This window comes from Hallella colorans (assembly GCF_003096815.1).
GTDB lineage: Bacteria > Bacteroidota > Bacteroidia > Bacteroidales > Bacteroidaceae > Prevotella > Prevotella colorans.
Genome location: NZ_QENY01000004.1, coordinates 43,578 through 56,955, shown reverse-complemented (window position 1 = coordinate 56,955; position 13,378 = coordinate 43,578). Strand labels below are relative to the sequence as shown.

General features: G+C 50.6%; 9 protein-coding genes and 1 pseudogene. 6 read left to right on the top strand and 4 right to left on the bottom strand.

Features of this window, described 5'->3' with window-relative positions:
• Window positions 1-14: 14 nt before the first annotated feature.
• On the bottom strand, window positions 15-431 hold the full coding sequence (locus C7379_RS03005) for an EamA family transporter (RefSeq protein WP_116615956.1): 417 nt from the start codon (window positions 429-431) through the stop codon (window positions 15-17).
• 757 nt (window positions 432-1,188) lie between these two features.
• Between C7379_RS03005 and C7379_RS02995 the strand changes: the two genes are divergently transcribed.
• The 3 genes from C7379_RS02995 to C7379_RS02985 all read left to right on the top strand — a co-directional run bounded on the left by C7379_RS02995 (window position 1,189) and on the right by C7379_RS02985 (window position 6,407).
• Window positions 1,189-4,893, top strand: coding sequence for a glycosyl hydrolase 2 galactose-binding domain-containing protein (locus C7379_RS02995; protein WP_165815008.1), 3,705 nt, complete (start codon window positions 1,189-1,191; stop codon window positions 4,891-4,893).
• A 378-nt stretch (window positions 4,894-5,271) separates the two neighbouring features.
• Window positions 5,272-5,640, top strand: a complete 369-nt coding sequence (locus C7379_RS02990; protein WP_116616037.1) for a 6-pyruvoyl trahydropterin synthase family protein — start codon at window positions 5,272-5,274, stop codon at window positions 5,638-5,640.
• 179 nt (window positions 5,641-5,819) lie between these two features.
• Complete coding sequence (locus tag C7379_RS02985) at window positions 5,820-6,407, top strand: 7-carboxy-7-deazaguanine synthase QueE (RefSeq protein WP_116616036.1); 588 nt, start codon at window positions 5,820-5,822, stop codon at window positions 6,405-6,407.
• Window positions 6,408-6,452: 45 nt separating this feature from the next.
• Here the strand turns inward: C7379_RS02985 and C7379_RS02980 are convergent, their stop codons facing one another.
• On the bottom strand, window positions 6,453-7,265 hold the full coding sequence (locus C7379_RS02980) for a class I SAM-dependent methyltransferase (RefSeq protein WP_116616035.1): 813 nt from the start codon (window positions 7,263-7,265) through the stop codon (window positions 6,453-6,455).
• Window positions 7,266-7,486: 221 nt separating this feature from the next.
• On the opposite strand from C7379_RS02980, the pseudogene C7379_RS02975 reads away from it, so the two are divergent.
• A pseudogene (locus tag C7379_RS02975) lies at window positions 7,487-7,629 on the top strand (restriction endonuclease subunit S); the annotation flags it as partial.
• 170 nt (window positions 7,630-7,799) lie between these two features.
• Here the strand turns inward: C7379_RS02975 and C7379_RS02970 are convergent.
• Complete coding sequence (locus C7379_RS02970) at window positions 7,800-8,726, bottom strand: hydrogen peroxide-inducible genes activator (RefSeq protein ID WP_116615953.1); 927 nt, start codon at window positions 8,724-8,726, stop codon at window positions 7,800-7,802.
• 316 nt (window positions 8,727-9,042) lie between these two features.
• Here C7379_RS02970 and ahpC point away from each other — a divergent pair, with 316 nt between their 5' ends.
• Together ahpC and ahpF are read left to right on the top strand one after the other, a co-directional pair.
• On the top strand, window positions 9,043-9,609 hold the full coding sequence (ahpC, locus tag C7379_RS02965) for an alkyl hydroperoxide reductase subunit C (RefSeq protein ID WP_116616034.1): 567 nt from the start codon (window positions 9,043-9,045) through the stop codon (window positions 9,607-9,609).
• A gap of 149 nt (window positions 9,610-9,758) precedes the next feature.
• Window positions 9,759-11,312, top strand: a complete 1,554-nt coding sequence (gene ahpF, locus C7379_RS02960; protein ID WP_116615952.1) for an alkyl hydroperoxide reductase subunit F — start codon at window positions 9,759-9,761, stop codon at window positions 11,310-11,312.
• Window positions 11,313-11,481: 169 nt separating this feature from the next.
• On the opposite strand, the gene C7379_RS02955 is transcribed toward ahpF, so the two are convergent.
• Window positions 11,482-13,107, bottom strand: coding sequence for a tetratricopeptide repeat protein (locus C7379_RS02955; protein ID WP_116616033.1), 1,626 nt, complete (start codon window positions 13,105-13,107; stop codon window positions 11,482-11,484).
• Window positions 13,108-13,378 lie beyond the last annotated feature (271 nt).

Here is a 13,378-nt window from a genome sequence, read left to right as displayed (position 1 = left end):
ACTTATTCGTTACGCTATTTTAGCATCATCAATATACTACCCACCGTGATAAGCGCCGCACCCGCCACCACTTTGGGCGTGACCGTCTCTCCCAAAAGCACGAACGCCAGCACGATAGTGATTACCACGCTGAGTTTGTCGATAGGTGCCACACGCGCCACGTCTCCCATTTGCAGGGCTTTGAAATAGAACAACCATGACAATCCGGTGGCCGCCCCCGAGAGAATAAGAAACAGCCATGTTCGCCCTTCGATGGCTCGCACGTCGCCCTGATGCCGCCCCACGAGCACAATGCCCCACGTTATCACCAAGATAACAACCGTGCGGATGGCCGTGGCCAAATTTGAGTCGACGTCTCGTACACCCATTTTGGCAAAGATAGCGGTCAGGGCGGCGAAAAACGCGGACAGCAATGCATAATATTTCCACATGAATTCATGTCTTTTTGGCTCGTTCGCCCATGTGTGCTTGCGTTTGCCTGCAAAAGAGACGCAGTCGTTATTCGAGGCGTGAAAAGCCTATTTGTATATAACGACAGAAGTAAGGCTATTATTTTGCCATACCATAACAAAAATCTTCTTTTTTGCGTCATGGCACCTGCGCAAACCATTTTTGCATGGTGAGACACCCCCAAGTTTTTTGTTTATTAATCTGAAAAAAAACGACAAAACACCTCCTGAGATTTGCTTATTTTCCAACGGCCACTCATTCGCTCGCAAATTCGCCCAAAATGAGCGTTTTTGGTATGTGCGTGGAAAACAGCATGTTATACACATTCTTCATCATTCCTATCTGCCGAAACACTTTCAAACCAAGCCATACAGACGCATGTGCGTTGTGAAAAAGCATTATTCGCATGGCGATTAGGTCCCAATCGTGCCGTGTTCAAGTATTATACGTGTGGCGTTTACATCCCAATCACGCTTCGATTAGGGCTTAATTGTCACGCTCCCAAGTAGCCGTCGTGTCATAGTCATGTCATTTTTGGGCCATTCATGCCCATTCGCCCCTTGTTTTTTTGTGCATATTACCCCAATCTTGTCCTTCCAATCTCTGGATCGGTGGTTGTTCATGCCCCGTTTTTTGTGATTTTTTTCTGACACGGTCACAATCTATGCGACATTTCAAGAATAGCATAAGTTTTCATCAAAATAGTGAAATGATATTCTATCAATAATGCTTATATTTGTGGAGAATAAATCATTTGTCCTGACATTGTCTCTGCGTGATGATGCCGTCGACAAACAATACAAACCCCATGACATGAAAAATATGAAAGTGAAAAATTGGCGTATACGAGTGGCTTGGTTGATGTCTCTATGTCTGCTTATCGGGCATGGCATGGCTGTGGCTGATGATTTCACGCGTGGCATAGGACAATATCCGGGCCGACCAAATGAGTTTGTAGGGCCACGAATGGTCCAAGACAACGCTTACCGCAACCTTGCGTTGCAACGTGCGGCTTACGCATCGTCGTCATTAGACTATAATCTCACAGCCCAACTTGTCACCGATGGCATTGTGACCGACCGCAAGCCGGCATGGCTCGACGTGAAAATCGACGGCAAGCCGCTCACGTTGCGCGACAAAGAGAAAACCATCGATGGCAATATCCACTCGGGCAACTATCTCTTTGGGCCAAAGACGTCTATCGAATACCTATGGCACAACATGCGGATAGACGTGGACACGCTGCGTCTGTATTGCGAGATGGCCTACCATCCGCAGGTCGTTGATGGCCTATACCTCATCCGTGTGATGGGCACCAAGGATGGCCGTAGATGGCAAAAGATAGGCGGAATGTCGGGAATGGGCATGCCCGGTTTCGACACCAAACAAACGGTAAGCTCTGACCCCAACAAACAGGAAGACCCTGTGCGGCTACCTTTACGCCTGATGCGCTCCACCATCAAACTTGACCCACCCGGGCAATATGTGGGTTTGCGTCTGGAGTTTGAGATGAAAGGTTGTGCCTATTGGCGCATTTTTGAGTTTGATAAGGGTAGTGCCGACAGCTTTCAGCGCACATTCACGCGCGAGTCGATAGACTGGCGTGCGCAGGGGCAGCCACAATGGTTGCCAGCCGAGCGTTTTGTCAGCGCATTGGCGTTCAGCCCCAAAGATTTGCACCCTTGGGTATATGTTGATTTGGGCAAAGAGGTCCAGGCCGAAAAGGTGGTGCTTCGGTGGCTGAACAGGCCTCGGAGCGGCGTGGTGGAATGTTCCGAGGATGGCAAATCGTGGACCACGGTGACGGCTCTGCCATCTACGAGGAGGCTCACGGACGAATTAAAGTGCCAACGACGGTGTCGCTATGTCAGGGTGATGATGGACAATACGGGCAACGGCCAACCACTCATGCTCACCGAAATGGAGGTGTGGGGGCGTGGAGGGGTCGTGCCTCGACAGCGTATAGACACTACGGCCGACATTGTCAACTGGGAGCTGCGGCGTGAGGGAGATAGCCGTTGGATACCAGCCACTGTGCCGGGAACGGTGCTGACCAGCTATCGTAACATTGGCTCCATACCCGATAACTGTGTCGCCAACAACATGAGGCAGATCTCCGAGAGCTTCTTTATGTCCGATTTCCACTACCGCGCTGTTGTCAGGGGTAGACGGTTGGCACCCGGCAAGCATGTGTATCTTAACTTTGACGGTGTGAACTGGAAAGCCATCGTATGGCTCAACGGCCATCGTCTGGGACAGATAGACGGCGCTTTCCACCGCGCGCGGTTTGATGTCTCTACACTGTTGCGCGCGGGCGATAACCTGTTGGAAGTTAAGGTGCTGCGCAATAGCCATTTTGGTGCCGTCAAAGTGAAAAACGAAGAGAGTACTGATCTTAACGGAGGGGTGCTCGGTGCAGACAATCCCACCTTTCATGCGTCCATCGGTTGGGACTGGATAACAAGTGTACCCGGACGCGAGGTGGGCATATACAATGATGTTTACCTCAGCTCGGACGATGGCGTGAGCCTGAGTGATCCGGTGGTGACGACCGTTTTGAGTCGCGACAAAGTTCAAACGGCCACCATGACACCACGTGTGCGGGTCACCAACAACAGTGACCAAGCGCGACAGGTGGTGCTCAAGGGTTGGATAGGAGCGCTGCATTATGCCCAGACTGTGGAGCTTGCCGCGCGCCAAGAAAAAGAAGTGACCTTCTCGCCTGATCATTTCGCGCAACTGAAAAATCAGCAAATGCGCCTGTGGTGGCCCAATGGGTATGGCGATGCTTATCTTTATGACGCAGGCTTTGCTATCTGCGAGACTGGCCATCACGACGAGAGCACTCGCCTTACATTCAAGGCTGGTATCAGGGAGGTGTCTTATCGAGACATGGACACGGCCCTGAAAATCTATGTAAACGGCAAGCGTGTAACACCCTTGGGTGGAAACTGGGGCTTCCCGGAGATTAACCTCAACTATCGAGGACGAGAGTATGACGCCGCCGTGAGATACCACCGAGACATACATTTCAACATGATACGCAATTGGGTGGGGCAAATTCCTGATGAGGAGTTTTACGAGGCGTGCGACAAATATGGCATCATGGTGTGGCAAGACTTTTGGTTGGCCAACCCCTGGGATGGGCCGGACCCCGTGGACGAAGCCATGTTCTTGGCCAATTCGGCCGACTACATTAGTCGTGTACGCCGTTATCCCTGCCTAACTATCTACGTGGGGCGTAACGAGGGGTTTCCACCGCAGACCATTGACAATGCGTTGCGCCAACAGATAGCAAGGCTACACCCACAGTTGGGGTTCATATCCAATTCTGCTGATCAAGGCGTTTCAGGGCATGGAGCCTACCGACTGATGCCGACCGAATATTATTTCAAGGAGCAGACTCGCCTGTTACACTCAGAAAGGGGGCTGCCTAACGTGCCCTCCATACAGTCGCTCAGGCGCATGCTACAATCCGACGCGTTGTGGCCCATAGGGCTGGGCTGGGCGCAACACGATTTCACGATGGGCGGCGCGCAACGTGCCAGTTCGTTGGTGAAACTCTTAGAGTCACGCTTTGGGCAACCCAAGAGTGCCGAGCAGTTCTCGCAGTGGGCACAATGGTTATGCTATGATGGATATCGTGCCATGTATGAGGGCTGCCAACAATACCGCATGGGACTGCTCAACTGGATGAGTCACTCGTGTTGGCCAAGCATGGTGTGGTGCACTTACGACTATTATCTTGAGCCTACGGCAGCTTATTTTGGCGCAAAAAAAGCCTGTGAGCCTCTACATGTGCAGTTCAATCCTGTGAGCAGGCAGGTACAAGTGGTCAACATGGGCACTGGCAGGCACCACGCCCTGAACGTCAAGGCGCAGGTTCTCAATATAGAGGGCAAGATAGTGAGCGAACAAACCGCTATTGTGAGTGTTGACGAGGACACCACGGCAAATGTTTTGACGTTGCGAGAACCAGCGGATGCGCTTTATTTTGTGCGTTTGAGTTTGGTGGAAAACAATGTAGAGCTATCGCAAAACTGCTATGTGCAGGGACGCACGGACGCTGACTGGCAGTTGCTGCGCACGTTGCCTATGGCACAAGTGGCAATAGACGCGCGTTTTGAACCGTCATGTCGCAAGGACGGTGACGGCACAAACGCATGCTCCAACTATCTGGATGGCTCTGACACCGATGCCGATTGTTGTGGCAATGATGATGAGATGGTAGGCTGCGTAACGCTAAGAAATACCTCTTCCACGCCTGCCCTGATGATACGTCTTAACCTTGTGGGGGCGGATGGCGAGCAGATTTTGCCGGTGCTCTATTCGGACAACTATTTCCATCTCATGCCCGGTGAGCAAAAGGTGGTGCGCGTGAGCTATCGCAAGGAAGATGGCAGAGGTGTCAAACCTCACGTTGAAATATCGTCTTTCAAATAATATTTTACGCCAATGCGAAGCCGCAAGGGGACGGTTTGACATGCCCTGACGGCTTCGCATGTGTGCTTGTAACCTATCAAATGTTGTCGCTAAGGTGCTAACCGTCACTTTGGGATGGTGGCAAATCATCGTTTCGATATATCCTTTTTTTGTCGGCAAACCGCCTCAGTCTACCAATATTGTTGTAACTTTGTGACAGTTTCTGTGTTGGAGAGGTTGTTCTCACGTCAGTGACGCCATGGCATTATGGTGGGTCGCGCTCGCCCTCGCGCCGTATATTGCGCCTTGACATGGGTGGCGTAGGGCGTTGAGCCTGTGTCGTGAGGGAGGGACAACCATCCAGACGTGAGCCTCAACATAAAAAATGACAAAGCGATGATATACTGTATTTCAAAAAGAATGGAGGTGGCCGCAGCTCACAAGCTCGAGCTTTCGTACGAGAGCAAGTGCCGTCGGCTGCATGGTCACAACTATATCATAACCGTTTATATGGTCTGCCGGGACCAACTCAATAAGGATGGGATGGTCTACGACTTCAAGCATGTGAAAGACAGGGTGCACGATTATCTGGACCACGGCTACCTGAACGAGTTGTTGCCCTTCAACACCACCGCCGAGAACATGGCCCGATGGATAGTGGAGCAGTTTGCCGAGTGCTACAAGGCGGTGGTGCAAGAGAGCGAAGGAAACGTGGCCCAAGCTGTTGACGAGACGAAGATAAAGGGCATTGAGAATTTGGTGATGTGATATTGAGCTTTTTGGGGTGACTTTCGCGCGAGGATAGTTGGTGTCGACGCTAGCAACCGCGTCAAGCTGACAGGTTGCCGAAGCCTCGTCTTGATGGCGTGGGCAGTAGGCCCGTGTGGGCGCTCCCATCCATCTGGCAAACGGCATTGAACTCTATTTTGAAAGCAAGGGACAAGGTGATGACAAGCTATAAGATTAACGAGATATTCTATTCGTTGCAAGGCGAGGGTCGCTGGGCAGGGCGCGCCGCCCTCTTCGTGCGTTTCTCTAAATGCAATTTGGCGTGTCCGTTCTGCGACACCGACTTCGTCACGTATCGTGAGCTGTCTGGGGCTGACATCGTTGCGGCGTTGGGCCGGTATCCTCTATGTCGCTTTGTGGTGCTCACCGGTGGTGAGCCAACGTTGCAAGTTGACCCTGAGCTGTTGCGACGGCTTCACGAGCGTGGCTATTACGTGGCCATGGAGACCAACGGTACCAACCCCATTCCAGAGGGTGTTGACTGGGTGACATGCTCCCCCAAGGCGGCGTTTGTCAAGGGTGGCTTGCCGCGCGTCGGTGCTGTGGATGAGCTGAAGGTGGTGTTCGACGGGCGGCAAGAGGTGAGCGACTTTGGCATTGAGGCGGCCGTGCGTTATGTGCAGCCTTGCGACACGGGCGACGCGAGGCGCAACAAGGCCATATTGGCTGAGGCGGTCGCTTTCGTGAAAGACCATCCCGAGTGGCAACTCTCCCTGCAACAGCACAAGCTCATCGGCATAAGATGACACGCTCTCAGGCACGGGGCGTGCGGGTTGACGCGCCATGCCCGGTCAATCTATCTCCAACCTGATAATGCGCTGGTTGAAGCGACGGTAAAAATAAGGTGTCTTGTAAAGTACGCGGGCAATCCACGGAAACCGTTTGTTGTCATGATCGCTCATGTAATACTCTTGACGCAGATGCAGTTTGGGATGCCAACTCTCCATTTCATTGGACCGTAAGACAGACCACAGAAACTCGGCCTTGTGCTCAGTGTTGCGCACGGCGTCGTGATATTTGGCATGCCTTACCGCCGCAAACGCCAGCACGTCCATCAGAATGGTGGCCTTGTCGAAAGCTTCGCATAGGTGAATGAAGAATTTTTTGACGGTCTCTGGCCTAAAATACATAAGCACGCCCTCTATGATGATGAGGACGGGCTTGTGGTGGCTCTTGACCAATTGTATCCATCCGTCATCAAACATGGATTGCTCTATATAGGTGTTTCTCTCGCTTTCGGGCAGAAAGCGTCTGCGTATATCCAACGCTTCTTTCAAGTCAAGGTCGTACCAATGTGTCACCGGCGGCATGCCTAAACGCTGGTAGCGGGCGTCCAAGCCGGCGCCCAACTGGATGACCACGGCGTCAGGGTGGCGCGAGAGAAAGGAGCGGACCTCGCCGTCTATCAGGCTCGCTCGTATGCAGCATCCCACTTGTGACATTTTGCTGTGGGAAAACTTGCGGAAATCGTAGTCTATGGCCTTGAGTATCTTGATCGAATACTCATCATGCAGCATACCGTCGCCCCGCTTTGTCTCCGTGGCCTTGGCCCAAAGGGGTATGAGCATTGTCTCAGGTATGCTCGAAAGAGATAGTTTTTTCATAATTGTTTCTTTGGTTGTCATTCGCGACGGAATGACCATTGGTGTCTTTTTGTGGCAAAGATAAAAATTGTCGGCCGGGAATGCAATAGCAATTTATGATGATTTCGCACTCTTCCGGATCATATTTCGTGCCCCAAATACTGACATGTGAGTATTGACCATGGCAAGCTTTATGCCCACCTTCCCTCTAAAAAAAAACATTCTTTTTATCCCACTGGATTATAAATCATAATTTAGAGGCGATGGCAAAACAACTGTATGACTATTGGTTCGTACAGTTCGACTTTCCCGATGAGAACGGAAACCGTATAAAAGTAGTGGTGGAAAGGATAAGTTGAAACGTGAAATTCATGAGGAATGGAATGATTGCATATAAGGTGACTATATTGGACGTATAACTAATGGCCTAAATTCCAAAAAAAACTTTGTTTTTTAGAATTGCCCATAAGGCAAATCAAAGCCTGATGGGAGGGGCGGCATGGCCTGTTTGGAAACGCCCGATATATTGCTGGCTATATGGTGTTGGCATGTTTTTTACACGCTGACTTGCGTCTTGCGCAGCATGAGCATGTCTTTGGGCACGGCAGCCTGGATGCTGTCTACGAGCAATCGTAATAACGTTGTGCGCACGAAGTGTGGCGATGTCATCATCACAATCTCTCGTGTTGGTATGGGGAGGGCGAAAGGTTTTACCAATTGCCGTTGGTCGCTGTTGAGCTGGTATATAGCCAACTCTGGTATGAAGGTGATGCCCTTGCCGCTCTCCACGATGCGCATGAAAGTCTCTATGCTGCCAAGGTTGTAGCATTTCTTGGCCCTGTTGGCTGCTTTGAGTTGGCAAAACTTAACCAATTGATCGCGGAAGCAATGTCCTTCGTCCAACAGCCAAAGGTATTCGCCTGTCAGGTCAGATGTCTTGACGGAGCTGTTGGTGTATAGCTGGTTATTTTTTGCCACATAAGCGAAAAACCGCTCGTGGAATAAGAAGTGGCAACGCATGTCTTCCAGTCCGTCTACCCTCGCCAATATGCCAGCATCAAGCTCGCCTCGCTCGATGGCCGTTTTCATCTGCTCGGTTTGCATCTCTGTGATCCTGATGTCCATTTCGGGATGCGCGTTCATGAGTTGTGGGAAGAAACGAGGCACTAAATATGGAGCTACCGTGGGCAGCACGCCAATGTTGAAAGTTCCGCCAAGCGATTTTTTCTCCTCTTCCGCGGTGTCTTTCAGCTGGCGCGCGCAAGCCAACACGCGCGCCGCCTGCTCCACGATGGCTTTTCCCTCTTTGGTGGGCGAGATAGGTTGGCGTTTCCGGTCGAAAATCTTGATGCCCAGCTCGTCTTCCAATTTTTGTATCATTGAGCTGAGAGTGGGTTGCGTCACATCGCACGATTCGGCCGCTTTGGCAAAATGGCGGTGATGGTACACTGCCATGACATATTCTAATTGTTGTAGGGTCATAGCTCCCTCCTTATAATATATTTTATAGTCTGTGGCCGCGCCTTTTTTTGCCTGGACACGTTTGCTGTGCCAAAGATACGAATAATATTATACAAGTAGTGTTATGGCGAATAGATTTTTGTGCTTACACGGTCAAAATCATAATAACTTGGTAAGCCATTGTATACAGGGATCTTGGAGTGTAATATAGATAAACTCTATTGACTAATAAATAATATCATTTGTAAATTAGACAAAAAAGGGTTATCTTTGTATGAAAAGGAAAGCGTGGAAACGCGAAATAATCATTAATAACAATTATAAAAGAAAATTGAATATGGAGACAATTATCAATGCAAGAGTTCCTGAATTTAAGGTTCAGGGTTTTCAAAACGGTAGTTTTAAGGAAGTTAGCAACAAGGATATTGAGGGCAAGTGGGCTTTGTTCTTTTTCTATCCAGCTGATTTCACGTTTGTGTGTCCCACTGAGTTGGGCGACTTGCAGAGCAAGTATGAGGAATTGAAGAAAATGGGCGTGGAGGTGTTCTCCGTGAGTTGCGACACGCATTTTGTGCACAAGGCTTGGCATGACGCTTCCGAGACAATCAAACAGATACAATACACCATGCTTGGCGACCCCCGCGCGGTGTTGGCAAAAGGCTTCGGCGTGTACAAGGAGGACGAGGGCGTCGCTTATCGTGGCACATTCTTGGTGAACCCGGAGGGACTGATAAAAGTGGCCGAGGTGCAGGACAACAGCATCGGGCGCAATGCCGACGAACTTGTTCGCAAGGTGGAGGCCGCACAGTTTGTGGCCACGCACGCCGGCGAGGTATGTCCGGCCAAATGGAAGAAAGGTGGCGAGACGTTGAAACCAAGCATCGACTTGGTGGGTAAAATTTAAGCGGTCACCCTCTTTTGAAATGACTATACAAGGTTACTTGACAAGGTGTTGCGCCATCAAGTAACCTTTTTTCTTACTCCCTGACACCCCTTTTCGATATTGAAAAGCATGACTTGGGACTGTAATTTTAATCGTAATAAAACAAGAAAATGCTACAATCTGATATAAAAGAACAGCTAAAGAGCGTGTTCGCCAATCTTAAATCATCTTTCGTTTTACGCGTAGAGCGCGACCAAGCCTATGCCTATGCGGACGAATACACTGCGTTTGTGGAGGATTTTGCCGCCACGTCTGACAAGTTGTCGGTAGAGTATGTTGCCGGCTCCGATTTCCGTTTCAATATCATTCGTGACGGCAGCGACACCGGTGTGCGTTTCTGTGGCATACCCAACGGCCATGAGTTTACCTCGCTGTTGTTGGCCATCCTCAACGCTGACGGGCAAGGCAAAAATCTCCCCGACAAAGCTATCACCGCCAGAATAAAGGCTCTCAAGGGTGAAGTGAGGTTGCAAACTTACGTTTCGCTTACCTGTACCAACTGCCCCGATGTGGTTCAAGCGCTCAACGTAATGGCACTTGTCAATCCAAACGTGACCAGCGAGACCATTGATGGTGCGCTATACCAAGACGAGGTGACGGCGCTCAACATCCAAGCCGTGCCCTCGGTCTACGTGAATGGCCAGCTATTGCATGTGGGGCGTGGCGACTTGGGCACGTTATTGCAAGAACTTGAGGACACCGTGGGCACCACTCACGACGAGTCTGCCGCCAAGGTGGAACACCAATGCGATGTCGTGGTCCTTGGCGGTGGCCCGGCTGGAGCTACCGCAGCTATCTACTCGGCTCGCAAAGGGCTGAAAGTGGCCATCGTGGCTGGTCGTATAGGTGGACAAATCAACGATACCACGGGCATCGAAAACATTACCTCAGTGCCTGAAATCACAGGCGTGCAGCTCAGTGCCAACCTGCGTTCTCATATCGAGCGCTATGACGTGGACATATATGATAACCGGAAAATAGTGGGGGTAGATCTTGACGGCAAACTCAAGCGGGTGTTCGTCCGCGGTGGCGAGGAGTTCATCGCACCTGCCGTTATCATAGCCACGGGCGCTGGTTGGCGTCGGTTGGGGCTGCCCGACGAGGCCCTGTACCTTGGGCATGGTATACATTTTTGTCCCCATTGTGACGGACCTTTCTACCAAGGCAAGAAAGTGGCTGTTATAGGTGGAGGAAACTCTGGCGTGGAAGCTGCCATCGACTTGGCTGGGATATGTAGCCATGTCACCCTGATAGAGTATGGCGATGCCATGCGCGCGGACGGCGTGCTGCAAGAGAAGGTGCGCTCGCTGGGCAACGTGGACATTCGTATGATGTCACAAACCACCGCTGTTGTGGGTGACGGCAAGCAATTGAGGGGACTGGTGATTAAAGACAGGAAAACCGAGAAAGAGCAGGAGGAGGCTTTTGACGGTGTGTTTGTGCAGATAGGGCTTTCGCCCAACACTGATCCTTTCAAGGGCAATCTGCCACTGTCGGCTCGGAAAGAAATTGTGGTGGATGCGTCCAACCGCACGGCGGTACCCGGCGTTTATGCCGCTGGCGATGTCACCACGGTGCCATATAAGCAAATCATGATAGCCATGGGCGAGGGCGCCAAGGCTGCGCTCTCGGCTTTTGACGACCGAGTGCGTGGTATCGTTTAAAGCATGAGGTGGGGTGGCGGAAACCCTGCGACCTTTTAAGAACATTGTGAATTTTTCCGTATCACTTTGTGGACGGTGAGTGGAGGTGTAGTGATGGTGTGGCGCGCGCATGCCAAGATAGCCTCAACTCCATGCCCACAGAGTGTTTTTTGGTGGGCTCGCCTTGCCGTCATTCTGGCACACGCTTGCTTTTGATACGGCTTTTGATGGAGCGCACACTGCTGGGGCCAATGGCCAAGATGTCTCCCACCTCTTGCTCTGTCTTGCCCATGCGCTCAGTGGCCGTGAGATATAGGTACTGTTTGGGCGATAGGTTGCTGTATGTTTGGTTCAGTTGTTCCACGTAGGGCATATCGATGAGCTTGATGTATTCTAAGAAGTCGAGAAAATCTTGGTTGCTCCAATGTATGGTGTTTCGGTTGCACAGCACGCTCTCGTATAGCATCTTGCCGTTGCTGAGCCTTTGCACCTCTGTGTCTTTGAGCGTGCTCACTTTCTTTTTCAGCTCGCTCAGCTCCTTGTTGGTGATGTGTTGGGTGGCTTTCAGCTCGTGCAACTGGTCGCTGTACTCGTTGAGCAGCAAGTGTTTTTGCAACAGGTCTCGCCTGTCTCGTGCCTGTTTGTACTTGTGGTAGAGCACCATTGTTACTACCGATAGCACCAATATGATGAGTAGTCCGGTGGAGTACGTGCGATAAGTGTCGATTTGTTTCTCGCGCTCTTCTCGCTCATATTTGTTCTGTATGTCGTAAATGTTATTTTGGCTGCGTATGTGTTCTTGCCTCTCTTGAAAGGCGAGCAGCGTGTCGGCTATACGCGTGGCTCCTTGGTAGTCGCGCATGGTTTTTCTCAAAGTGAAGAGGCTGTGCAGCACTTTCTCGTAGGTGTATACGTCGGTGGTGTCCGCAGCCTTGAGCAAGCAGTCGTGGGCACGTTCCAGCTCGCCTCGCTGTATGTAGAAATCGGCCAGTACGGCGTAGGTGTAGCTGCTTGGTCGCTCTCTCAAGGCTCGCTGTATGTACTCTTCGGCCTTGGCTGAATCGTTGTTGCGATGATAGGCGTCGCTGATGTTTGAGAGTAGCACCGACTGGTTTTCGCGGCTCAGGTATGGGTAGTAGTTGAGGCTTTGGCGCAGGTATTCCAAGTTGCTGTCGGGTTTCTCCAATCCACTGTATGCGTTGGCAATGTAGGTGAGGCTGTATCCTATCCACTCTTTGTTGTTGAGCTTGCGCGCCATGTCGCCCGCTTTACGCGCGTATCTGATGGCGGTAGCGTAGTTTTTATTAATCAGGTTGATATAAGAGATAGATGAATAGACTTTGTGTTTCAGGGTGAGGTTCTTGGATTGCTTGACCAAGTTTTCGGCACGTTTGAGCAGAAGGATAGCTCGTCGGGTGTTGCCACGGTAAAAAAAATGTATCACGCCTTTGTAGTAGCATGCTCTTGCGAGTTGCTCTTGGTCGCCGTTCTGCTCGTAGTAGAAAATGGCATAGTCGATGGAGTCGTTGTCCACGGGCAGTTGCTTGCGGAATAGCGTCTCTGTCTTGAGCAGTGTGTAGCGCGCCATGTCGTCGTGACTGTCAAGGCCCTCGGTTGGCATTTCGCGCAGATAGGTGTAGGCTGCGTCGACATTACCTTGAGCGAGCAATGTGTCCACCCTGTCGAGGCTGGCTTGATGGTCGGAGAATTGGTGGCATGCGGTCGTCATAGCTATGGCTGTGGCGAGCATGGTCAAGATGGATATGAGTTTGAGAGAATGGGCGGTTAAATAGAGTTTGTGAAGCTCTTTACGCATGCGTGATTTGATATGGTTTAGGAAATTAGACTTCATTCATGTCGCAAAGATAAGCTAAAATTATGAAATTGTGCACAAAAAACATCACAAAAGTGGCAATTTTGAAAGAAAAATAAGTATTGTTTTGTAACTAAACGTTAACTACCGGTCTTTTTTTTGTTGCAAAAACCGTATGTGCTTCGTTAAGTCAAGGTTGTCACAATATCAATAAACATTGGGATGTTGCACTGCAACACTCTTTTTTACGATGATTTTTTGATTTTGAATTTAA

What these genes read in the sequence shown, in the direction of transcription:
- C7379_RS03005 (WP_116615956.1), bottom strand. Translation starts at nt 431, where the DNA reads ATGTGGAAATATTATGCATTGCTGTCCGCGTTTTTCGCCGCCCTGACC.
- C7379_RS02985 (WP_116616036.1), top strand. Translation starts at nt 5,820, where the DNA reads ATGACAAGCTATAAGATTAACGAGATATTCTATTCGTTGCAAGGCGAG.
- C7379_RS02980 (WP_116616035.1), bottom strand. Translation starts at nt 7,265, where the DNA reads ATGAAAAAACTATCTCTTTCGAGCATACCTGAGACAATGCTCATACCC.
- C7379_RS02970 (WP_116615953.1), bottom strand. Translation starts at nt 8,726, where the DNA reads ATGACCCTACAACAATTAGAATATGTCATGGCAGTGTACCATCACCGC.
- ahpC (WP_116616034.1), top strand. Translation starts at nt 9,043, where the DNA reads ATGGAGACAATTATCAATGCAAGAGTTCCTGAATTTAAGGTTCAGGGT.
- ahpF (WP_116615952.1), top strand. Translation starts at nt 9,759, where the DNA reads ATGCTACAATCTGATATAAAAGAACAGCTAAAGAGCGTGTTCGCCAAT.
- C7379_RS02955 (WP_116616033.1), bottom strand. Translation starts at nt 13,107, where the DNA reads ATGCGTAAAGAGCTTCACAAACTCTATTTAACCGCCCATTCTCTCAAA.